22 protein-coding genes and 1 riboswitch are annotated in these 23,214 nt (G+C 31.5%); of the genes, 3 read left to right on the top strand and 19 right to left on the bottom strand.

Features of this window, described 5'->3' with window-relative positions:
- Positions 1–258: 258 nt before the first annotated feature.
- Together ACZ5N4_RS07225 and ACZ5N4_RS07220 are read right to left on the bottom strand one after the other, a co-directional pair.
- Complete coding sequence (locus ACZ5N4_RS07225) at positions 259–915, bottom strand: (Fe-S)-binding protein (protein WP_464208492.1); 657 nt, start codon at positions 913–915, stop codon at positions 259–261.
- Between the two features lie 181 nt (positions 916–1,096).
- Entirely contained in the window at positions 1,097–2,500 is a 1,404-nt protein-coding gene (locus ACZ5N4_RS07220) for a YheC/YheD family endospore coat-associated protein (protein WP_464208490.1), read from the bottom strand.
- Positions 2,501–2,722: 222 nt separating this feature from the next.
- Between ACZ5N4_RS07220 and eam the strand changes: the two genes are divergently transcribed.
- Positions 2,723–4,027 (top strand): glutamate 2,3-aminomutase, encoded by a 1,305-nt coding sequence (gene eam, locus ACZ5N4_RS07215; protein ID WP_464208488.1) that lies wholly within the window; start codon positions 2,723–2,725, stop codon positions 4,025–4,027.
- A 91-nt stretch (positions 4,028–4,118) separates the two neighbouring features.
- Here eam and ACZ5N4_RS07210 read toward each other — a convergent pair whose 3' ends face one another.
- From ACZ5N4_RS07210 to ACZ5N4_RS07165, 10 genes are all read right to left on the bottom strand, one after another.
- Positions 4,119–5,483 (bottom strand): YheC/YheD family endospore coat-associated protein, encoded by a 1,365-nt coding sequence (locus ACZ5N4_RS07210; protein ID WP_464208486.1) that lies wholly within the window; start codon positions 5,481–5,483, stop codon positions 4,119–4,121.
- A gap of 4 nt (positions 5,484–5,487) precedes the next feature.
- Positions 5,488–6,837, bottom strand: coding sequence for a YheC/YheD family endospore coat-associated protein (locus tag ACZ5N4_RS07205; protein ID WP_464208484.1), 1,350 nt, complete (start codon positions 6,835–6,837; stop codon positions 5,488–5,490).
- 191 nt (positions 6,838–7,028) lie between these two features.
- Positions 7,029–7,394 (bottom strand): DUF4180 domain-containing protein, encoded by a 366-nt coding sequence (locus ACZ5N4_RS07200; RefSeq protein ID WP_464208482.1) that lies wholly within the window; start codon positions 7,392–7,394, stop codon positions 7,029–7,031.
- A 56-nt stretch (positions 7,395–7,450) separates the two neighbouring features.
- Entirely contained in the window at positions 7,451–7,939 is a 489-nt protein-coding gene (locus tag ACZ5N4_RS07195; RefSeq protein ID WP_464208480.1) for a helix-turn-helix domain-containing protein, read from the bottom strand.
- Between the two features lie 316 nt (positions 7,940–8,255).
- Positions 8,256–8,432 carry a hypothetical protein gene (locus tag ACZ5N4_RS07190; RefSeq protein ID WP_464208478.1) on the bottom strand — a complete coding sequence of 59 codons (177 nt, stop codon included), beginning with the start codon at positions 8,430–8,432 and terminating at the stop codon, positions 8,256–8,258.
- Between the two features lie 16 nt (positions 8,433–8,448).
- Positions 8,449–9,414, bottom strand: a complete 966-nt coding sequence (locus ACZ5N4_RS07185) for an ABC transporter ATP-binding protein (RefSeq protein ID WP_464208477.1) — start codon at positions 9,412–9,414, stop codon at positions 8,449–8,451.
- The gene (locus tag ACZ5N4_RS07180) at positions 9,415–10,392 is read right to left on the bottom strand and encodes an ABC transporter ATP-binding protein (RefSeq protein ID WP_464208475.1); all 978 of its coding nucleotides are present in this window, start codon (positions 10,390–10,392) and stop codon (positions 9,415–9,417) included.
- Positions 10,393–10,404: 12 nt separating this feature from the next.
- Positions 10,405–11,322: an oligopeptide ABC transporter permease gene (opp4C, locus tag ACZ5N4_RS07175; protein WP_464208473.1), complete on the bottom strand. Its 918-nt coding sequence runs from the start codon at positions 11,320–11,322 to the stop codon at positions 10,405–10,407.
- A gap of 11 nt (positions 11,323–11,333) precedes the next feature.
- The gene (locus tag ACZ5N4_RS07170) at positions 11,334–12,293 is read right to left on the bottom strand and encodes an ABC transporter permease (RefSeq protein WP_464208471.1); all 960 of its coding nucleotides are present in this window, start codon (positions 12,291–12,293) and stop codon (positions 11,334–11,336) included.
- Positions 12,294–12,434: 141 nt separating this feature from the next.
- Positions 12,435–14,153: a peptide-binding protein gene (locus ACZ5N4_RS07165; protein ID WP_464208470.1), complete on the bottom strand. Its 1,719-nt coding sequence runs from the start codon at positions 14,151–14,153 to the stop codon at positions 12,435–12,437.
- A gap of 419 nt (positions 14,154–14,572) precedes the next feature.
- Here ACZ5N4_RS07165 and ACZ5N4_RS07160 point away from each other — a divergent pair, with 419 nt between their 5' ends.
- Positions 14,573–15,034, top strand: coding sequence for a staygreen family protein (locus ACZ5N4_RS07160; RefSeq protein WP_464208468.1), 462 nt, complete (start codon positions 14,573–14,575; stop codon positions 15,032–15,034).
- Between the two features lie 117 nt (positions 15,035–15,151).
- On the opposite strand, the gene ACZ5N4_RS07155 is transcribed toward ACZ5N4_RS07160, so the two are convergent.
- The 3 genes from ACZ5N4_RS07155 to thiW form a co-directional block, all read right to left on the bottom strand.
- The gene (locus ACZ5N4_RS07155) at positions 15,152–15,556 is read right to left on the bottom strand and encodes a hypothetical protein (RefSeq protein WP_464208466.1); all 405 of its coding nucleotides are present in this window, start codon (positions 15,554–15,556) and stop codon (positions 15,152–15,154) included.
- 90 nt (positions 15,557–15,646) lie between these two features.
- Positions 15,647–16,444 carry a hydroxyethylthiazole kinase gene (thiM, locus tag ACZ5N4_RS07150; RefSeq protein WP_464210858.1) on the bottom strand — a complete coding sequence of 266 codons (798 nt, stop codon included), beginning with the start codon at positions 16,442–16,444 and terminating at the stop codon, positions 15,647–15,649.
- The gene (gene thiW, locus ACZ5N4_RS07145) at positions 16,422–16,991 is read right to left on the bottom strand and encodes an energy coupling factor transporter S component ThiW (protein WP_464208465.1); all 570 of its coding nucleotides are present in this window, start codon (positions 16,989–16,991) and stop codon (positions 16,422–16,424) included. Before thiW ends, thiM begins: the two co-directional genes overlap by 23 nt.
- Before the next feature lie 311 nt (positions 16,992–17,302).
- Positions 17,303–17,407: riboswitch (TPP riboswitch) on the bottom strand.
- 369 nt (positions 17,408–17,776) lie between these two features.
- Between thiW and ACZ5N4_RS07140 the strand changes: the two genes are divergently transcribed.
- Positions 17,777–18,712 carry a Rossmann-fold NAD(P)-binding domain-containing protein gene (locus ACZ5N4_RS07140; protein WP_464208463.1) on the top strand — a complete coding sequence of 312 codons (936 nt, stop codon included), beginning with the start codon at positions 17,777–17,779 and terminating at the stop codon, positions 18,710–18,712.
- A 73-nt stretch (positions 18,713–18,785) separates the two neighbouring features.
- On the opposite strand, the gene ACZ5N4_RS07135 is transcribed toward ACZ5N4_RS07140, so the two are convergent.
- The 4 genes from ACZ5N4_RS07135 to ACZ5N4_RS07120 form a co-directional block, all read right to left on the bottom strand.
- A complete protein-coding gene (locus tag ACZ5N4_RS07135; protein WP_464208462.1) occupies positions 18,786–19,592 on the bottom strand; it encodes a pseudouridine synthase in 807 nt (268 codons plus the stop codon).
- 232 nt (positions 19,593–19,824) lie between these two features.
- Entirely contained in the window at positions 19,825–20,841 is a 1,017-nt protein-coding gene (locus ACZ5N4_RS07130) for a hypothetical protein (protein ID WP_464208460.1), read from the bottom strand.
- Positions 20,842–21,204: 363 nt separating this feature from the next.
- A complete protein-coding gene (locus tag ACZ5N4_RS07125; protein WP_464208458.1) occupies positions 21,205–22,260 on the bottom strand; it encodes a hypothetical protein in 1,056 nt (351 codons plus the stop codon).
- A gap of 87 nt (positions 22,261–22,347) precedes the next feature.
- The gene (locus ACZ5N4_RS07120) at positions 22,348–23,034 is read right to left on the bottom strand and encodes an early set domain-containing protein (protein WP_464208456.1); all 687 of its coding nucleotides are present in this window, start codon (positions 23,032–23,034) and stop codon (positions 22,348–22,350) included.
- Between the last annotated feature and the right edge of the window lie 180 nt (positions 23,035–23,214).

Below are 23,214 nucleotides of genomic sequence, written 5' to 3'. Positions count from 1 at the left end.
TATAGCTTAGTTAACAAGTAATCTAATTATACAAAATTTATTAATACAAATAAAGGAATTAAGTATATAGAAATTACAATTGAAATACGACGTAAAAACACCGTAAAATTCAGTTCACTTTTGAATAATACGATGCTTTTACAAATTGTTCGTTTTTTAGTTGTTACGTTAAATAAGAAAGATGTAGCTTAAGTTAGTAATGATTATCCTTATTAGCTTTACTTTCAATTTTTCTTCATTGGTCATAGTAATTATATCTTAATGTTTATCAATATATTCTTGTAATTGTTCATGCCATTTCACGGTATCGTATATTTGTGGTTCAGTTGTTTCGCCCATTAAAAGATCAATCAAATGTCTAGGTGTTTTGCCGCCAATATGCATTGATTTGATACAGGAAATACAATATACACAAACCTCATCGCAAGGCATCGAGTCTGCTCGTTCCTTCATTTTCTGATGAACCTTTTCAACGGTCAGCTTAGGGTAAAAATCATCTCCGCAGCATATTGAATTCGTGCCGGAAAACTTTGTTTCCACAATATCAATATTCATCTTTTTAAGTAAATTACGTACAGCTTTATGTACCTGTGGCTTTTCACGCACAGGACAAGCATCGTGTACTGACAACTTCAAGCCTTTATAGTCAGGATACTGAAATGCATCCAATCCATCAAGTACTTCCCATAAAGAAATTGTTGATACACCTTCATATAAGCTCCTAAAACGTCTGTCACAACCAGCACATACATTGATAATCAATGAGCCTGCTTCAACTTGAGGATCATGGTGACAGCATATTTTATGTAATGTAACCTCCCCGTAATTTTCATTCAAAAACCTTAAAATTTTATTTTCTATTTCAGGCTTGTATATACTTAAACCGCAGCCTGGATTAAAATATATTTTTTTCATAACATATTCCCTCCTGTAAGGTTAAACTTTGTTAAGGCACCTTTTATTTACTCTTTAATTATAACAGGAAATAAATAAAAATTATTCCTGATTTTATATTTCTAATTTTTATAGCTAAAATATTAAACATAAAGAAAAAAGGCGTATTACCTTATTATTCCGCCTTTAAAGATAAAATGAATCAATGTATTGGTTTGTAATTATAAAAGCCACGTTCATCCTTGTCACCTTCTAAACTTACACTTTCATAAAACTCTGTAAGGGATACTGCATATATCAATGGTGTATATCTAATATTTAAATAGTTATTATAATCCATAACTTTAAACCCCTTAAAACTCGGAAGTACATTTGCCTCAATTAGCCATAGGTTTTTATTTCTATCAACTGCTACGTCTAATCCAAATTCAGCAAAATGTTCTCCCATTTGGTCCATGTGGTTGCAGAACTTTTTACAAAGGTTATCTAGCTGCTGCATTAATAGCTTTTGATTGGGCTCATCAGGAAATGCTTTAGTTAGGGCAACTGATAGTGGTAATGCATATCCCCCTCTTGAGATATTAGTTATAATAGAACCCTTTTTAGCAACCCTACATTCAATTCCTGTACATATCCACACTTTATTACTATCTTTTTGCATAACAACTCTAACATCAAAGCATGAGTCATCTATCATAGCCAGCTCAAGATGTTTTTGAACTAAATATTTCTCAAAAAAAGACCTATTTGACTTCAGAAAAATTTCTAAGGACTCATCGTCATCTAAATACTTTTCTACATATTCTATATTTCTATAATCTAAAACTTTATAGCCCCTTTGTTTTTCTTCTATTATGCAAATACCTCTCCCACGAGATAAATCTATTGGTTTAAGGATTACTTTTTTATATTCTTTTAAAAAATTCTTTATCACACTTTCATTTACTGACAGTTCCGTTGGTATAAGGTAATTACTTAAATATTTATTTTTTTTAACAAATTTATATAATTCATATTTTGTAAATCTTGTTGAATTAAACAGTCTCCCATCTGTAACATTAATAAGTTTTTCTATTAATCTTTCACTTACGTGAAAGTTTCTTCTATAAATAGCTGTAGGAAATGGAAATTTACCATACCTCCACTGTGATTTTTCATTGTCATAATAAAGCCCGTAAACTACATTGTTATCCCAATCCACGCTTTTACATGAAAATCCATAAATTAATCCTCCGAATTTACTGTATACTCCAAGCCTATCTGAATATTTTTTCATATAATACGGATTATACAAATGACTTCGATTTCCAAGCAGTAGCGCAATCACTGGACCTATTACAATATTACCTTTATCAAACACTAATTGGTAAGTTAATGACTCTACAATTAAAAGCTCATTTACCAGTTCTTTAGATATTTTTATAGTCATAGGATTATAAAAACTGTGAACATCAGTTACTGCTGCATCTCCCATTACTTGCACCTGTGCTAAAACTTTCTTTTTACCGAAGCAAACAAAAGCTGCTTCAGTAATGGTTTTTGCTATCGCTGTCGGCAAATAAATGATGTTGGACTCTAAATCTATCATATCAATCTTAATCCACATGCTTTAATCCTCCTGTAATTCAAAAACATAATGCTCTTAACGCTAAATTAAATTCCTTATGAAAAAGTTAATTGTAAAGAAACTAATTGAATAGCATTTTTATAAATATATTAGTAATTTATAGAAGTAATACGTATAATCTCCTTTTAAAGTATCATATTTTATTAGAAATCATAATATAACATATAGCCAAATATTTCTCTGCATTGCAGGAATAATTCTATGATAAGAGGGGATATAGAATTTATGATGCATAACTTAAATAATAAAAGGAAGATCGCTCTTGACAGGGCAAAGGAGTTAAGAAGTAAAATAGAAGATTATATTAATGTAAAAGATACTATTCCAAGGGGAACTTCGCCATCACAGGAAGAAAAAATAATGCAAAAGAAGTTAAAAATACTTTTTCTTCTTAATGGTACCGAAGAAAACTGGAATGATTATAAATGGCAACTTAAGAATAGAATTTCTAATGTAAATCTATTAGCAAAAATTATTAAGCTAACGGATAAAGAAATAGAGAACATCTCAAAAGTGGGGCAAAAATTCAGATGGGCTATTTCTCCATACTATGCTTCTTTAATAGATGACGATGATGAATTTAATCCTGTAAAACTACAATCTGTTCCTACACTACTAGAGTTAAGGGCCGATGGAGTTGCTGATCCTATGGCGGAAGAATATACTAATCCTTCTGGTGCTATTACTAGGCGTTACCCTGACAGGCTAATTATTAACGTAACCAATGAATGCCCATCATACTGTAGGCACTGCCAAAGGAGAAGAAACATTGGAACCAAGGATAGACATCAATCAAAAACAGTATTAGAACAATCTATTAAATATATTAAAGAAAACCCGGAAATCAGAGACGTATTAATCACAGGAGGCGATTCATTAACATTATCTGATAATACTCTAGACTGGCTTTTAGGTGAAATACACTCAATTCCAACTGTAGAATATATTAGAATAGGAACTAGAGTACTAGTAACTATGCCTCAAAGAATTACAGAAAATCTTCTAAATATATTAAAAAAGTACCCTCCTATTTATATTAATACTCACTTTAATCATCCACTAGAAATAACAAAAGAATCAAAAGCTGCTTGTGAAAAGCTTGTTAATATAGGAATACCTCTAGGTAATCAAGCGGTGCTTTTAAATGGAATAAACAATGACAAATATGTAATGCGGCTTTTAAATCAAGAACTTCTAAAATGCAGAGTTAGACCTTATTATATATTCCATGCTAAACATGTCTTAGGTACTACACATTTTAACACTTCTGTTGACGACGGTATTGAAATAATGGAATATCTAAGAGGATATACTTCGGGTATGGCGATACCCGCATATATTGTAAATGCTCCAAATGGGAATGGAAAGACACCTATATTGCCTCAATATATTATTTCAAGAGGTAAGGATTATATAAAAATAAGGACTTGGGAAGGTAAAGTATTTGATTATCCAAATCATTTCACTGAAGACTTACAAAATCTATTAGAGAGAAATGCTGACTAAAATTAAATTCTAGGTTAATTACAAAACCCCTGTTACCTTATATGGTATCAGGGATTTTACTTAAACCTACTTCTATAGAGAAACTAACAGCCTAAAAACCACAAATATATTTTGCATACTCTAGAGGATTTTGAAATGCCCTTTTAATTGTATCTTTATCATAAGACAAATACATAGAATCCTTTCCAGGCTTTGCATTGCACTCAATAAACCATATATCTCCATTCTTATCTATAGCGAAATCTATTCCTAATTCTCCGAAGCTTCCATATGCCTCTTCAGTATATATATAGCTTTTTATCAGCATCTCATCAACTTTTATCTTTAACTCTGTAATATACTCTTCAGTGTAGTTATAATGCTTTGAAAAGAAATCATCGAACATATATACTGTAGAACCAGATTTAGTACTTGTTATTGGAGATCCTTTCTGCCCTAATCTTACTGGATGAGAATATACTCCTAATTCTCCATTACCATTTCGCTGAACCGTTGCCCTCATATCAATATTACGACCATCTAGTTCTATAACGTCTATTGCACTTTGGAGAATTATTTTCTTTTTCTTAAATATGGTTTCAATTTTATCCACTAGCTCTTCTAGAGACTTTAATTTATATTCTACTAATATTTCATGAAAGTAGCTTAAATGATAGCTTTTGTCTCCTGATTTTATTACACGAACTACTTCTCTACCATTACTTCCACAACAGCCTTTTATATAAATAGTTGATGATTTATCGAAAATCTCTATTAAATCATATGGCTCTCTGTATAAGGCTGTAAAAGGTATATAAGGTTTCATATCCTCATGTTGTACAAGATGCTTATAAACTTCCCATTTGTCAAAATAGTGTCTAGAATTTAATTTTTTCAAATTTTTATTTAAATTCAGTTGATTTCTGATATATTTTGACATAGCTTTTTGTTTTTTTGAAAAACCTCCCCCTCTATCATATAAAATTTCTAGCAAAGGGAATGACTTTTGAGCCCATATTTGTTTTTCCTCGTTATAATAAGTGCCCTTTATCCTTTGATTGATGAAATCTACATCATTTATTGAAAAGAAATATGGAATGAGGTTTGAATCTTTATTGGCTTTCCATAATTCAGTATGCCTAAAACTCGACTCTTGTTTAATCATTTTTTTTATAGCAAAGTTATTTACAAATATACCCATTACTGGACCTAAGCAGACTTTATTGTTTTTTATGACTAAATTAGTTATCATGCCTTGTGATAACCCAAGTGTCTTAGCTATATTACTTGAAATCTCCACCGTATTATCTGTAGCATTGGATTCATACTTAATACTTTCTTCAGCCATACCAACCTTTAACTTTGAAAATGGCTCCTTCAAACTATTAAATATTTCCTCCGGTAGAGTTATTACCCTATCGTCTTTTGAACTAACCTGAATGATTTTTATAATAACTGATATAGACTTTTGTCTCATACTCCTACTCTCCTCCAACTAAAAATTTAGCATACTGCAGTACATATAAAAACTGTGGTCTTATACCTTCTGTGTCTTCAAGTCCTGGTTCTGGATCTTTATCAGGTTTCGCATTGGCCTCTATAAACCACAGCTTTCCATCCTTATCTAAAGCCATATCCATTCCTATTTCTCCAAATGATCCAAATTCCTTTTCAATATAAGTTGCAATTTTTATTGTTATATTGACAATCTCATCATAGCTCGGAATATTTACATTTGGATTTTCCCTTTTTAAATTAGAATAAATATCTTCATAATTAGCTAGATATCCTCCATCAAAATAGTTTGTAATTGTTGCATTCTTGCTAGTAATTCTACATAAATTATATATTGCTTTCCACTTTCCACTTCCATCCTTAACAATCAGCACGCGCATATCCATGTTACGTCCTTCCTGTTTTATTAGTCTACATCCCTGCTGCACTATATAATGTTTCCTAGTTGTAAATTTGCTAACAAACTCCTGTAATTGTTCCATGTCTAATAACTTATCTTTTAGCCCATGTGAGTAGAAATTAATCTTGTATTTCTCTCCTATTTGTTCTATAGATAATACTTGACGGCCCATACTACCATAAGAGGCTTTTAGGAAAATGAATTTATATTCCTTTAACATATTAAGGATATCTTGAAAGCTTGTATATAAGATTGTTTTTGGTAGATAACCAATGATTTCTGAATACTTTGATAGATACTTGTAGCACTTCCATTTGCCTAAGGCATCTTCTGAGTTTATTAGATGAATTCGTGGATTATATCTAAATTGATCTCTTATATGACTTACTAAAAGTTTTTGATTAGTGTCAAACCTTGTACCTCTATCGTATACTACATCTGGCATAGGAAACCAACAATGCTTCCACATATTTAACCCTTTAATAAAAGTAAAACCTTTAATTTTATTTTCAACCCAATTTATATCCTCTATAGAAAAATAGTAAAGAAGACAATTGCCCTCTTCATTTGCCTGCATGTTTTTTTGACAACTTATTAGCGGATGCAGTTCTTCTATTAATTTTAAATGCCTAGTATTAATAAACACTCCAACTACCGGGCCAAGGTATATATCATTACCCTTTCTCCAGATATTTAAATTTGCATTATTATAAAGTAACAATTCATCAAATATAGGCATTGTAAAATACATGCAACTGCCCTTAATATCCTTTGGTCTTATATATGAAGATTTGTTAAGCTGACCCACATGAATGTTATACTTAACTTCTGTTGAGAGGCTTAAATCATCAAATATTTTTTTGCTCATTAAACACACTTCTGCTTTTGCTTCTAACTTTTTCACCAGGATTTTCATATCTTCCCCTCCAGTTTTAAGTTATATCTGGATTTGTTATATATATTTAGTTTTTCATCATTATATAATATTCCATAGAATACCTTATGTTACAATCTCTTCAGTTTAAAAAATAATAGTTAAAAGCATTTAAACATGATTGTCCCTGGATAAAACAAAATTGTCATTGTTTCACCCAGGGACTTAATATCCTAATCAATACTCAATTTTTCTATTGCTTGCTCCATTGTTGAAAGAAAGAATATATTCTTCCCCTTATTGCTCTCATAAATAAAATCTTTTAAACTTTTACTTTTATAAATCGAAAAGTCTCCCAAAATGGCAATTTTCATATAATAGTTAATGAATTTTTGCAAAACTTCTCCCGCAATACGAGTACTTAATTCAAAAAAATCTTCAGTAATAGCATCTTTATTTAAAATAACTCTATCACAACCGGTTTCATATCTGACAGTTGCTATAAAATCAACTGCGCTTTGAACATCGGTAATAATGACTTTTTCACTTTCTACATGTGCAATTTCTATACCATTTGCTTTTACAATGTTTGTTTTCATTTTATTTTATCCTTTCTTAACATATATGAATTTTTATTTCAATAATTATCGTTTCTTTATAAATTATTTGTTTCTACGAGAATTGAAATTGTGCTTAACATATTTTCAATAAATTTTACACTTCCCCATAGCATTATTCTCAATCTTTTTTCTTCTTTGTTATATTTCATATTAAGAGTTGATTTTTTCATTTCTGAATCTTTACAATTCATAACTGCTAAAAGCATATTAGATATTCTCATATACTCATCCATGTCTACTTCATTTATATCTACAACGGTAGATACATTTATTTTCGATTCCACAATTTCAACATTTTCACTTGTAGTTGAAAAACTAACACTTTGCTCTTCATTTATTTTTTTAGTATCAAATTTTTCATCGTTTTTTTCAAGGAAAAGGCTTAAATCATGTCCCGATATTCTCCATTGCTTTCCAACCTTATTTGCTACTAGTTTTCCCTCTGTTATAAATTTTCTAATTGTTTTATGGTGCATTCCTAACATTTCTGCAACTTGATCTATTGTATAAAATTTGTTTTCCATTACTAATCTCCTGTTTTTTTATTTTAATATATGCTAATCATAGCAATACATTTTGCCTTTGTCAATATTTTATTGCATTTCATTGTACTTTGTTGCTATTTATTGTGCTTAATCAACTTGATTTTGTATTTTTCACATTATATTTTATGGTAATAAAGCTATATTTATTTTAGAGTAATTTTAAAAACAAAAAAGAAGCAATCAAAGTGAATCAACATTACTCTAACTGCCTCTTTAAACAATAATCTCTTTTTATATATTATTTTCTTTTCCCTGGGGATTTTCCGAAGGTGCTTGCACCTAAGACTGCTGCTTTTTAATTTAGCCAAACCTTAGTAATAAACAAAATAACAACTGTTAGTATAACAAGTGCTGCTATAAAAATAGGGACAAAAACTTGGAATATAGCAATAATCATTGCAACTATATCTTTAAATCCAAATTTAGATGTTCTGTACAATTGGTTTTCATTATTATTTTCATTATTCTCCATAAAGACAATTCTCCTCTTATATTAGGTGACAGGCTACAAAATGACCGCTGCCTGCATCTTTATACTGCGGTACTTCATTCTTACACTGATCCTTAGCATAAGGGCATCTTGTATGAAACTTACATCCTGCAGGCGGTTTAGCTGGGCTAGGTATATCCCCTTTAAGGATAATTCTATTTCTTTTTAATGTAGGGTCTGGCACTGGTACTGCAGATAATAAAGCTTTTGTATATGGATGAAGTGGATTCTTAAAAAGTTCTTCTTTTTCTGCGAGTTCTACCAAGGAACCAAGATACATAACCCCTATTCTATGGCTTATATGTTGGACGACACTTAAATCGTGAGATATAAATAAATAAGAAAAACCTCTTTTTTGCTGCAAATCTGTAAGAAGATTTATTATTTGTGCTTGTATTGACACGTCAAGGGCTGATACTGGTTCGTCTGCCACAATAAACTCAGGATTAAAAATAAGAGACCTGGCAATTCCTATTCTCTGTCTTTGCCCTCCGGAAAATTCATGAGGATATCTTTTCATATGGTAAGATGCCAATCCACATATCTCTAGAGTTTCTAATACCTTATCCTTTACATCAGCTTTAGAACAAAGTTCATGGTCTAATAGAGCTTCTCCTACAATTTCCCCTACAGTCATTCTAGGATTTAATGAACTATAGGGATCTTGAAATATTATTTGCATTTTAGTTCTTAGTTTTCTCATTTCATTTTTATTTAATTTATATATATCTTTATCATTAAAGAATACATTGCCATTAGTTTTTTCTATTAATCTTAATAAGGCTCTTCCTGTAGTAGATTTTCCACAACCTGATTCTCCAACGAGACCTAAGGTTTCCCCCTCCTTAACCTCAAAGGACACATCATCTACCGCTTTAACATGACCAACTACCCTTTGGAATACACCTCCTGTTATAGGAAAGTATTTTTTAAGATGTTCAACTTTTACCATTGTTTTTTCCATCTATTCACCCTCCTTACAATTCCAACATGCAATCTTATGTCCAGGTTTTACTTCTATAAGTGTAGGTGAAACTTGTCTACATTTATCAGTAGCTTTACTACATCTTGGGTTAAAATAACATCCAGTTGGCATATCTAAAGGGTTCGGTACTTGACCAGGTATAGAATATAATCTATTTGTTTCTTTATTTATAATAGGCTTTGATTGAAGAAGTCCAATAGTATATGGATGCATTGGACTTTTATATAGCTCCAATACAGATGCTTCTTCTACAATTTTCCCTGCATACATAACCACTACATAATCTGCCATTTCAGCTACTACTCCAAGGTCATGAGTAATAAGCATTATAGATGTATTTAACTTTTCCTTAAGATCTCTCATAAGATCAAGTATTTGTGCTTGAATAGTAACATCTAATGCAGTAGTAGGCTCATCAGCTATAAGTAATTTTGGATTGCAAGAAATCGCCATAGCTATCATAACTCTTTGTCTCATTCCACCACTTAACTCATGGGGATAGGCATCTACTATTTCATCTGCTCTCGGTATCCCTACTAACTTAAGAGCTTCAATAGTTTGCTTTCTAGCTTCTTTTTCCTCTACATTTCTATGAAGCATTATAGCTTCGCCTATTTGCTCACCTGCAGTGAAAACAGGATTTAAGGAGGTCATTGGTTCTTGGAATATTACGGATATTTGATTGCCTCTCATTTTCATCATTTCTGCATCTGTATATTTTAAAATATCTTTTCCTTCAAAAATAATTTCTCCACCTACAATTTCTCCTGGTGGATTAGGAATCAACCTCATAATTGACATTGATGTAATACTTTTACCACATCCAGATTCACCAACTACAGCTAAAGTTTCCCCTTCTTTTATTTTAAAACTAATATCATCTACAGATTTTATTAGTCCATCCTCAGTGTTAAAATAAGTTTTCAAATTTTTAACTTCCAATAAATCTTTTGCCACTTTGAATACCTCCTACTTCTTTAGCTTTGGATCTATAGCATCCCTTAAGCCGTCTCCCAAAAGGTTTATTGCAATAACCGTTAAAAGTATACACACTCCAGGAGGAATCCAGTTCCATGGCTCAAATTGAAGTGTATACATGTTTTGAACTGATTGAATTAGAGTTCCCCAAGATGGTGTAGGCGGTGTTACTCCAAGCCCTAAAAAGCTTAAGGTAGATTCTGTAAGAATAGCTCCTCCTATGCCTAAAGTAGCTGTAACTATAATAGAAGCAAAGGTGTTTGGCAGTAAATGTCTAAATATTCTTCTTCTATTTTTTAATCCTAGTGCTTCTGCTGCCTGCATAAATTCTTGTTCCCTTAAGGATAGAATTTGTCCTCTAACTAAACGGCAGAGTCCCGGCCAGCTTAAAACACCTATAATAAACATAACTACAAACATTTTATTTTCAGGTCTTACCTTTAAATCTAACATAAGTGCTCCAAGAGCCATTAACATAGGTAAAAATGGAACACATAAACATATATCAACTATTCTCATTATTATAGAATCCACTAATCCTCCATAAAAACCTGCTATTGCTCCCAGAATACTTCCTAAAACTATTTCAACTATTACAGCAAAAATTCCAACGGCAAGAGAGATTCTGCCTGCATACATAAGCCTTGTAAAGGTATCTCTTCCTACATCATCTGTGCCAAGCCAATGATGTATTGAAGGAGGTGTAGATATATTAGTTAAATCTACAGAATCCATTTTATAAGGTGATATATAAGGTCCTACTCCAGCAAATAATATCATAAATATCAATATACCTAACCCTATGATTGCCAACTTATTTTTCTTTAATCTATTCCAAATAACTCTCCCCGGACTTAATATTTTTTCTTCTTTAGGTTTGCCTGTATCAATTTTAACTTTAACTTCCATTACACACCCTCCTACTTTAGCCTAATTCTTGGATCAACTACTGCATACGCTACATCCGCAATCAAGTTTCCGAGTAGGGTTAAAATTGCAAGCAACATAGTAATCGCCATAAGTAATGGATAATCTCTGGCATTTGTAGCTATAACCTGCACAGGACCTATTCCTGGCCAGCTAAATATTTGCTCTGTAACTATAGCTCCTGAAAAAAGTCCAGGTATCCAAAATCCTAAAAGAGTTATTACAGGAATCAGAGCATTCTTCAGGGCATGTCTATATATTACAACCTTTTCTTTTAGTCCCTTTGCTCTAGCAGTTCTAATATAATCTTGTCTTATAACCTCTAGCATACTAGAACGCATATACCTCATTATACCTGCTACGCTGGCAAAGGTTAGTACAATAAAAGGCAAAAACATGTGATACATACAATCTAAAAGTTTTGGTATCCCAGTAGCTGTACTTCCAGGCGAATACATGCCTGATACTGGAAAGATGCTTGAATCTACTGCAAACCATTTAATTAATAGTAATCCAAAGAAAAAAGTTGGTATAGATGTACCTATAAGAGCAAATATAGTAAAAAATGAATCAAAGAAGGAATATTGTTTTGTTGCAGATATGACTCCTATTGGAATTGCAATTAATATACTGGCTATTGAAGAAGCTAATGCTAAATAAAAAGAATTCCATATAAAATTACTCATAACTTTTGATACAGGCTGTTTATAAAAATAAGATTCACCTAAGTCCCCATGAATTACTCCTTTTACCCAATAACCGTATTGCACAATTTTAGGTTCATCTAAATGCATTTTATGCCTAAGCTCTGCTCTTTGCTCAGCGGTTGCACGTGGATTAATTGAAGTTACTGCATCTCCAGGAGCCATTGCAAGTACGAAAAATACAAGCAAGGATATGCCTATAAGCACTGGTATCATTTGAAGTAATCTTCTAATTATATATTGTCTCATCTTTTTCCTCCTCATTTTATATTTTCACTTAACAGTTGTATATAATAATAGATAACCTCAACTAAAAAACAGGTTATCCTAAATTTCAAATTTTTAGTTATGCCCAGAAATTTTCTGAGCATAACTAAATTTATTTTGTAATTATTTTAATTCTACCTTGTACATATCATATGTCCAGTCTCTAAATGGTGATATCTTCATGCCTTGGACTCTTGCGCTTACTGCCCAAAGGTTTTTGTTTTGATCTAAGAATATATATGGACACTCTTCATTTATAAGTTTAGCCCATTTATGATAGATTTCTTTTCTCTTTGCCTTATCAGTTTCTTTTAATCCATCCTCTAAAAGTTTATCACTGTCAGCATTATGGAAGGCCATATTATTTGAACCACCAGGTACGTCCTGTGAACTGTGGAATATTTGTGTAGAATCTGGATCTACTGTAAGATTCCATGCCATATTATAAATTTCATACTCTCTCTTATCTGCCTTATCAAGTAAAGTATTAAAATCCATAGATTGAGGAATTACTTCTACGCCAATCTTTTTCCAGCTGTCCTTTGTTATTGATATTAGTGCATCTTCATATTTACTACCTGTGTAAGTTAACCAGTTTATTGTAAATTTCTTTCCGTCTTTATATCTATAGCCATCGGAACTATTTAGTTTCCATCCTGCTTCATCCAGCATTTTTCCTGCCTTATCTGGATCATATTTATATTGATTTACATCATCATTATATGCCCATTGTGCTGGTGAATATGGTTGATTACATACTTCTGCATAGCCTTTATAATAGGAGTCAACAAAGCCTTGTCTATTCAAACCATAGGTCAAAGCTTGACGAACTTTCTTGTCCTGGAATCTTGGGTCTTTTAAATTAAATGCCATATATCCATAACCATTGTCTGGGAAGAACTGTTTAGTTATAAATTCTGCTTTGTCTAACATAGCAATGTTTTCAGGTTTTGCTGGAATTAGATTTACATCAACGCCTCCTGTAGTTATTTCCTGAATCATGGTAGAGGCATCTGTTTTCTTCATTATCAAATTTTTTATTTTTGGAGCACCTTTCCAGTAGGAAGAATTACTTTCAAAATCTATTTCTTGTCCTGGTTTAAACTGTTTCATAACATAAGGACCAGAACCCATTGGTTTTTGATCTAAATCTTTAAGTTTTTGGAAATTTCCTTTTTCAAAACCATAATATTTTTTTGAAAGTATGTTCATTTGACCTAAATTCCAAATAGCATCAGCTTTTGGACCAATCAATGTAACTTCTATAGTATAAGGATCAATTACTTTAATTCCTTCTACTGTTTTAGCATCACCTTTATTGTACTCTTTGTAACCTTTTATATGATATGCATAATTAGATATTTGTCCATCATATTTAGGATCACATAAAGCGGTATAAGTAAATGCCACATCCTCTGCTGTTAAAGGTGTACCATCACTAAATTTTACATCTTTTCTTAAATGAAAGGTGTATTTTGTTCCATCCGGTGATATCTCCCATTTTTCAGCTACAGATGGCACTGGATTCCCATCTTCATCGTTTGATACTAAAGTATCAAATACAAGTTCATAGGCCCATTGATCATAGACAGATTGAGCTGTTAAGGCATTAATGTTTCCCTTTGGTGCATCATTAGAGCCTACAATTAAGGTATCTTTCCTATTCTTAGCAGCTTCTGGTACCTTTGATGGGTCTTTTGCTTGTACAATTTCAGTTGTAGTCTTTTTTAAGTCTTGTTTTTCAACAGGTTTTGTTGCTGTGTTAGTGCCTCCACAACCAGTTATCCCAATTGATAACGTCATTAGCAAAGACATTACAGCAAGAATTTTTTTTCTTTTCATTGCTATCCCCCTCTAAATAATTTATTGCAGATATTAAAAACAGATTGACAACTGTTTTTAATATCTATCTTTTTTTAATATTTTGTGGGTATATTCAATTAATTCATCATATGTAATTTTATGATATTTTTGTTATTTTAACACTTTTGCAATTTATTGTAAAATCTTCCCATTTACGTCTTGGCAATAAAACTAACTAATATTTTCCAGTTAATTAGTCATATGTTAATTTGTATTTTCATTGTGTTAAATTTTATTCTAAATTATATAATTTTTCATACTTATTTCACAATTCAGATATGCATATATTGATGTTTAATCTTTAACAGACTAATATCCTCTAGTAAGTAAATTGCTAACATAATAACTGTAACCATCATATAATACTCTTATGAAAGATATTTAAAGGAAGAAATTAAATGAGCAGATTAAACCCTGAAAAACTTTCAGTGGAATTTAGAAAAAGAGTTACTACTACAGAACCTATTATCCCCAGACGCTATACACTTAATCATTCGGATATAGCTGCAGAATTTTTCTTAACTATTGGATTAACATATGCCTATAATAAAACTAATGCTATGAGAGATGAAGTGGTTGGTGAATGGATTAAGATTGGAGATCAATACTTTTTTTACCTGTATTTATATGTAGATGGACAATTTGCCCCAGGAGTAACAACTATACGAAATTACATTTTTAGACGTGAACTGCCACTTGCCTTGGAAGCTATCAGATATGGCGATAAAAAATTTTTTAGTGCACATCCCGAATTAAATGATGCTCCAATAATAGTCCACTTCATGTCAACAAATCCGCAATTTAATAGAATAGAAAATTGGGGAACTTTTTCACACTATTATATTAGACATAAGCTATAAAGGTTATGATTATGTATCTCAATTAAAGGCCCTCCAGTGTAGTTAACTACATTGAGGGCCTAAAAGTATTAATATTGCTGTATTGCACTATCTAAATTTTAGTAATTTCTGATAATACTAATAACAAATAAAGTTTTTAATTTCTTTTAAGTCCACCCCAAAGTATACCCATCTTCCTCCTATATATCTCCAACCAGAAGCTGATGTTCTTCCTACATATACAAGATATGCCCAGAAGGATTGACCATTGTTTAGCCATATATATGAAAATCTATATACGCAAGGTGCTATTGCTCCGGAATCCACTGCCATCAAACTTACCTCTGGTACATCTGATAGTTGAGGAGTAAAACTAGGTGGCGGTGTTGTTGGTGGACCTTGCTGCTGTCTATAAAATCCTTCTAACTCTTGTCTGTAAAAAGTATTAAATGGACATTGAAATTGATGTCTAACACTATATGGGCAGTAATGTATTATATTAGGGCATGAATCACTTTTATCATTATTTCTATAGTTACTCATTAAGTAACCTCCTTAATTTTTAGTCCCTTTATCATAATATTTCAAATAAAATAAAATGTTACATGCCCTTTATAAAAATATTATTTCTTTTTATTTTAATTTACATCTTATTTTTTTTATTATTATATCATCAGAAATACTAAATATATTATCTATAAGCTCAGTTCTGAAACTTCCAGTCCCCTTAACATGCTGAGAAAGTTCACCACATATTCCCATAAGAGCTATTGCAAGAACAGTGCTCTCCAGTATACTTCCAGAAGAAATATAGCTTGCTATAAGGGCGGTAAGCATACATCCTGTTCCTGTTACCATTGAAAGCATTTCACAACCATTTGTTATTAAATACGTATTAGTACCGTTTGTTATTATATCTACCACTCCTGTTACTGCAATAACAGAGCCCGTTTGCAGCGACAATGTCTTTAGCATTTCTATATTTTCATCAAAATTTTGCTCTGTTACAACATCACATGCTCCAACATCAATTCCTTTTGCATTGCTTTTTATACCACAGATTGCTTTTATTTCAGACATATTACCCTTAATAACACTTGGACGACACTCTGAAATAAATTTCTTTGCATAATCTAGGCGAAGCTTACTGCAGCCCACACCTACAAGGTCAATTACTTGTGGAATTTTATTTTCAAAAGCTGTTTTACCTGAAATCAACATAGATTCCATTCTGATATCCGTTATATTTCCAAGGTTAACCCCAAGAGACTTAGAAACGAAGGTAATTTCAGCAACCTCTAAAGGATGTTCAGCCATGATAGGTTTTGCACCTACAGCAAGCATCATATTTGCGCAATCATTTATTGAAATTGGATTTGTGATGCAGTGAATAAGAGGTTTATTTGATTTAACACTCTGTCTTATTTGCAATAGGTTGTCTATTGTTACTTCTTGGTTTATCATAAACTTTCGCCCCCAAACGTCTCTGAATTTTTGCAAGCATCCCTGTTCTGCTTAATGCTCCCAAGAAAACAAATGCAATTGTTCCTCCAATAAGTGTGGCCATAATAAATGAAGGAACATAAAACATCCATGTAAGCCCTGTTCTGCCCCAAATAAGTGTCATGACAGGATATGAAACTATAGCTCCTATAATGCCAGTTCCTATAACCTCACCTATAGCCGCAAAAATCAAATTACCTTTAGATGCTCTATATAAAATTCCAGACAAAGCGGCTCCAAAAACTGCACCAGTTAAAGCCAGTGGTGGAATTCCCATGAGAGCCATTCTTATTACACCAATCAATGTAGCACAAAGCAGTGAATACCAAGGTCCAAGAATAACAGAACATACTATGTTAATAAAATGCGCCATAGGACACATTCCTTCAACACGAAGAATCGGTGAAATTACAACTCCCATTGCTACCATCATTGCCAGCATAAGTTTTTTTAATAGTTTTGAGTTTCTTTCCATAATAAAAACCTCCCTAATAATATTTATTTTCCAAAATGTCATACAGGAAATAAATACCACTAACAAGGCATAGTTTTAGCGTAACTAAATAGCAATTTCCTATATGACATAGGTCATACCGGTCGGTCGAAGCTCAAAAGCTTCCTCTCACCTTGAAACACAAGTTCCCTCGCTATTTAGTTGTACTTTGCCATAAAGCGCAGGGTGCTCCCCCTCCGCTTATCAAAGATATACTCCTTGAAGCATAATAAAAAAATGGAATACACCGAGTAAGGCATATCCCATTTATACTCATAAAAATATAAGCAAATAGTATAACTAAAATATTTCCTTACGTCGGCATTATCCGAATCAAGTTATGGGTCGAAGTATAAACTTCCTCTCAGCCTGCAGTGCAAGCTCCCCTTTTCAGGAAAATTATATCATATGTTTTTGTTAAATTCAACATAACCTGCAAATACCATAGTTATGTTCCTTTGTACTTACAAAAATAGAGTTTTCTTTACAAAGTAACAACTTTATATTATAATTAAGTTGTTAGATTCAAATTTATGGTATATAACCTATACAAAAATTCATTTATAGATATCAAAAGAACACTTCTTCTGTCAGTGAAGCGATAAAATCTAATCTATAAGCAATAAACAATCTTTTAGTCATAAGTAAAAGAATGACTATATGAATCTATTAATCCTTAAAAAGTTGTAAGAATTCGAGTAAAATATAAATTTCATGACAAAAATTCGATTGAAATTTTCACTAAATTAAGATGGAGGTATAAAAATATGAAATTAGGTCTTATCATTCCAAGCTTTCCCGGTGAAAGACGGGTAGCTTTATTGCCTGAACATGTAGATAACTTTAATAACGAACTTATAGTAGAACATAATTTTGGAATGAGCTTAGGCATAAGCGATGAAGATTATGAAGCAGTAGGCTGTAAGATCGGATCTCGAGAAGAAATCTTTTTAAATTGTGATGCGATATTTTCTCTAAAACTCATTGGTGAACAAGATTATAAATACTTAAGGAAAAACCATATGATCATTGGCTGGACCCATCCATTTGGATCCGGAAAAAAATTCATGGAAGAACAAGCTAATATTAAAGATTTAATTATAGTTGATTTAGACAACATACATCCTACTGTTTATTACAAAAATACAGCTAAAAGAATAGACTGGATTCCACCAAACTTTGTAAAGGATAACAGTTTTATCGCTGGTTATTCTTCTACTCTACACGCTTTACTTAATTTTGGTGATATTCCTGATAACAATACAAACATTGCTATACTAGGATCAGGGAATGTATCTCAAGGAGCATTTTGTGCTATTTCTAAATTTAGCAATAATATTACGCTATTTTACAGAAAAACTATGGATCAATTTATAAGTTCTTCTCATAAGTTTGATATTATAATAAACGGCATCGAGTTAGATAAAGCTGGTTTACACATATTAACTCTAGACCAACAAAAAAAATTAAAGAAAAATTGTTTAATAATTGATGCTTCTGCAAATGCAGGTAAAGCAATCGAAGGAAGTGTAAACACTTCAATAGATGACCCAATATATAAAAAGAATGACGTTTACTACTATGTAGTAAATAATTCACCTTCAATTTTATTTAGGCAGGTCAGTTCAAAAATAAGTAAAGCTTTTAGCGAAAATGTTTATAAAGAAGACGTTAAAATATTTAAAGACTTAGTAATGAAATAAAATACCTAACAAAATAGAAACCAGAGTACCTATAACACTAATTTAGTACTCTGGTTTCTATTCTTTTACAAACTTATTTTTTGTCTATTACTTGGTGATATTCTCCCAATAGATTTTGAATTTCCACCTCTGTCAAGAGTCGATACTGACCTTTTTCCAATGATTCATCTAACATCAATCCGCCAATGGAAACCCTCTTTAAATACACCACATAACAGCCTACTGCCTTTAACATACGCTTCACTTGGTGCTTGCGCCCCTCTGAAATAGTAAGATATCCAGAAACAACGGGCTGGTCATAATGGTTTGAATCTATATTGTATAAATTCTCAATAGGCATTTCATGTTTAAACTCTTTATACATTCCACATTTTTGCACTTCTATTTTTGCAGGTTTCGTTAGTATTTCACCTTTTCCGATGTAAATTCCTTGTTCTAATTGCTTCCTATCTTCCTCTTCTAAAGAACCCAAAGCCCAGAAAAAATAAGTTTTTTCAACATGCTTTTCTGGGTACATTAATTGATGTTCAAATTCACCATCGTTGGTAAGTAACAATAATCCTTCTGTATCTTTGTCTAATCTTCCAACATGAAATACTCCATCCATGTTAACATCATCAAAAAAATCAAATACTGTTCTATTAACTGTATCCTTTCTTGCAGTAATACAGCCAGCAGGTTTATTAAACATATAATATACTTTTCCAGTATAAGCAACTACTTTACCAAGATACTCAATAACATCAGAACTCTCTTTAATTTCTATTGCAGGTTCTGTTATCACGTCTCCATTTACCTTCACCATACCTTCTTTGATATAAGTCCTAACCATTTTCCTTCTTCCAATGGATGATTCTGCTAAAAATTTATCTAATCTCATATTTTATTACTTCTCTTTCTTCGAAAAATCAATGAATCTTGTCTAATTTTATTCTTTATTATAAATCAATTCAAGAGTTTTTTCGACTCCATATAAGAGAGCCATTAAGAGAATAAAAGATTTTACTGAAAGGTTAAGATTTGAGGATTAATGAAGTGAATGGATAATCAAGCTAAACTCAAAAGAGGGCCTATTAATAGGTCCCCTTTTAAGTTTAGTAGCTTATATGAACTTATTTTACATCCTTTTTATGCCCTAAACTTCCATTCCAGTTTTGCATCTTAGTTTTTAAGTTAGCTTTCATAGTATTGGCTTTATCTTGTGTAAATTTGCCCTTGCTAACCATCTGATCTATATTTTGTGATTGAGCATCAATAATCATAGATCTAAGCTGATCTGCTGTAACACCTTTTTGACTAGCTAGATCAAAAGCTGTCTTTCCAGATTTCGCAGCACCTTGTATTTGTTCTTTTGTAAATCCTAATTTACTTTCTAACACTGAGTAGATTGGGTTAGAACGTCCTTCTTTATGTTCTTCCTGCTTTAAACTTCCGTTCCAGTTTTGCATTTTAGTTTTTAAATTAGCTTTCATAGTATTAGCTTTATCTTGTGTAAGCTTACCCTTGCTAACCATCTGATCTATATTTTGTGATTGAGCATCAACAATCATAGATCTAAGCTGATCTGCTGTAACACCTTTTTGACTTGCTAAATCAAAGGCTGTCTTTCCAGACTTTGCAGCATCTTGTATTTGTGCCTTTGTAAATCCTAATTTATTTTCTAATATTGAGTAGATTGGGTTAGAACGTCCTTCTTTATGTTCTTCCTGCTTTAAACTTCCATTCCAGTTTTGCATTTTAGTTTTTAAGTTAGCTTTCATAGTATTAGCTTTATCTTGTGTAAGCTTACCCTTGCTAACCATCTGATCTATATTTTGTGATTGAGCATCAACAATCATAGATCTAAGCTGGTCTGCAGTAACACCTTTTTGGCTTGCTAAATCAAAGGCTGTCTTTCCAGATTTTGCAGCCTCTTGTATTTGTGCTTTTGTAAATCCTAATTTACTTTCTAATATTGAGTAGATTGGGTTAGCACCATCTTTTTTATTCTTGATCTTATGTTCTATCTTAGTTGAATTATTAGCTGTTGTATTATTAGATGGCGCAGCTGCGTGAACTGTAACAAATCCTGAACCTAATGATACTACAAGAGCTAAAGCTGCCATTACTTTGAAATTTCTTTTTACCATTTTAATAACCTCCAAAATTTAAATTGAACTTTAATGTTTGATGGAATTTAATAAATTTATATATATATATCATATCCATGGTTTGTGACAGCTTAGTGACAACTTTATAGATACATTATTAATATATTGTAACTAGACAAGTTATATGTAAAAAATTATAGTTACTTAAAAGCTACTGATATAAATTATTTAAAAATTGAGGGATTTGTTTTTAGAACTTTTGATGACTTAAGTGAAGCAGAAGAGAATGAAATGCTGAACAGTCCTACATTCTTTTAACTAAGAACGTAGGACTTGTTAATTTTAAATCTAAATACTGAAAACAGCTTGATGACAATATACTACTTTATTATATAAAACTCTTTAAGCTAATACAGGTGTCATGCCATTGTTATTTTCTAGACTATTCTTATCTTTTCCATACTCATTACGTGCGTTTTGTATAGTTTCATTAATTTCATCATATCCATCTTTAACTATGTTCTTTATATTAGCTGAAGCATTTTTTATGTTATCAAATACAATTTTGCTTGCATCTTTAACTTCAGTTATAACTGTTTTTGCTGTATCAATTACATTCTTGCTAACTGATACAACTGCCTTCTTAACTTCTTGAATTAAAGACAGTGAAGTTTCAATATTATTCTTTATGTCATTGTAATTCTTCTTAATTTCATCATATCCTTTTGAAACTGTATTTCCTATTTCTTTTATTGGTTCTTTTATGGATTCTATTCCATCTTTAGCTATTCCACCAGTTTGAACTACTTTATTTATAATGCCTTCATTTGGATTGTTCCACTCAGCCTTAATTTCATTCACTGATGTTCCAATTTTTCCTACTGATTCCTGAACATCGTTCTTTACTGAAACAGCTGTCTTTACTGTTGTATCTATTAGAGATGTTGCTGAATTCTTAACATCTTCAGCTGCTTTTTTCAAATCGGCGGCAGTAGTTTTTACTTGCTTAAAGGTACTAGCTATTTGTGATGCAGTGTCTTTTACTTTTTTAGATACTGACTCTGACACGTCTTTTATAGTTGTTGCTACAACCTTGGCAGTATCAACAACAACACTTGAAACCGCCTTTACTGTTTTAATAACACTTTCACCTACAGAAACTGCTGTCTTAACAAATCTTGAAGCCTCATTAGCTACAAAAGAAAATTTATCAGCTACTGATTTAAAAAATCCTCCTATAGAACTCTTAGTTGTCTCTCTTTCTTTAGATGCAACCTCTGAAGAATCTCCCACAGCATTAACAATTGAAGATTCATATCTGTCTTTAGCTTCTTTCATGTTAGCAATTTGTATATCTGAACTTGTATTGGCATTTTCCACTATTTTACCTTTGTTCTTATTATCATTGCTATTGTTGATAATATTTGAATTCAAGTTGACATTGCTAGTTATTTTCATAACCTTTCACATCCTTTTCTTTTTTATTTTTTAAATAATATATAATCACTGATAAGTGCTTATATCCTGCAAAGTTAAATTCATAAACTAGTATCTTATTCCTCCTTGCGGCGAATATACTGAGTTTTGGGCTAATTTAAATTGATCTTCTAATATGAATTCACCATCTATAAAAAATTTCATTGTCCAATTTCCAAAAATATATCTACGGGTATTATCTGTTAAATCCATCCAAAACCATAACATTATTGGCTCTTCATGATTTGGTGGCGTAAATAAATTATTCTCAGTTACTTGGAACAACTCTCCTACAGGTGTATACCATGCTGTTGTTACAGTATGTAATCCTGTTACATTGGTAAATTGAAATCTTGTTACTATTTTTTTATCTAAAGTCATATTAAAAACTTTTTTATTCACGATGTTTTCTTGCTCACTTACTGCAGAGCCTATATTGTATTTTTCTATATGTGTTGTATATTGGGTATTATTGTACATCCTCTGGTCATTTTCATTAATCTTAACTATAGACCAAAGCTCTTCATTATCATCTGGAAAATATATATTTGCAGTTGGATCATTAAGCTTTAATTCCCCATTAATAAGAAATTTATATGGATGCTCACCTGTTTGCAAATCACATTTAAATGTCCATTTATTATTCTCTTTAATCATAGTCGCTTTGCTAGGATCATAACCATTAAACTTTCCTATTACAGATATGGTCTTAATTGGTAGGCAATTACTTTCTTCATATTGAAAATTTACTTCCATAATAAAACACCTCCTATATGTTATCACGTGATGCAGTTATTTTGAGAATATTCTATCTATTATTTATATCGTTAAAATTATATCAAACTTTAGCTTTTTATATATAATTACCAATTCTCATTACTCTTCACCGCTTTAAAATTTATTAATATGTTTAATTTATCGTAATAAAATGTATTT

It is taken from the genome of Clostridium nitrophenolicum (genome assembly GCF_055391695.1).
This window is presented reverse-complemented; position numbering and strand designations above follow the sequence as displayed.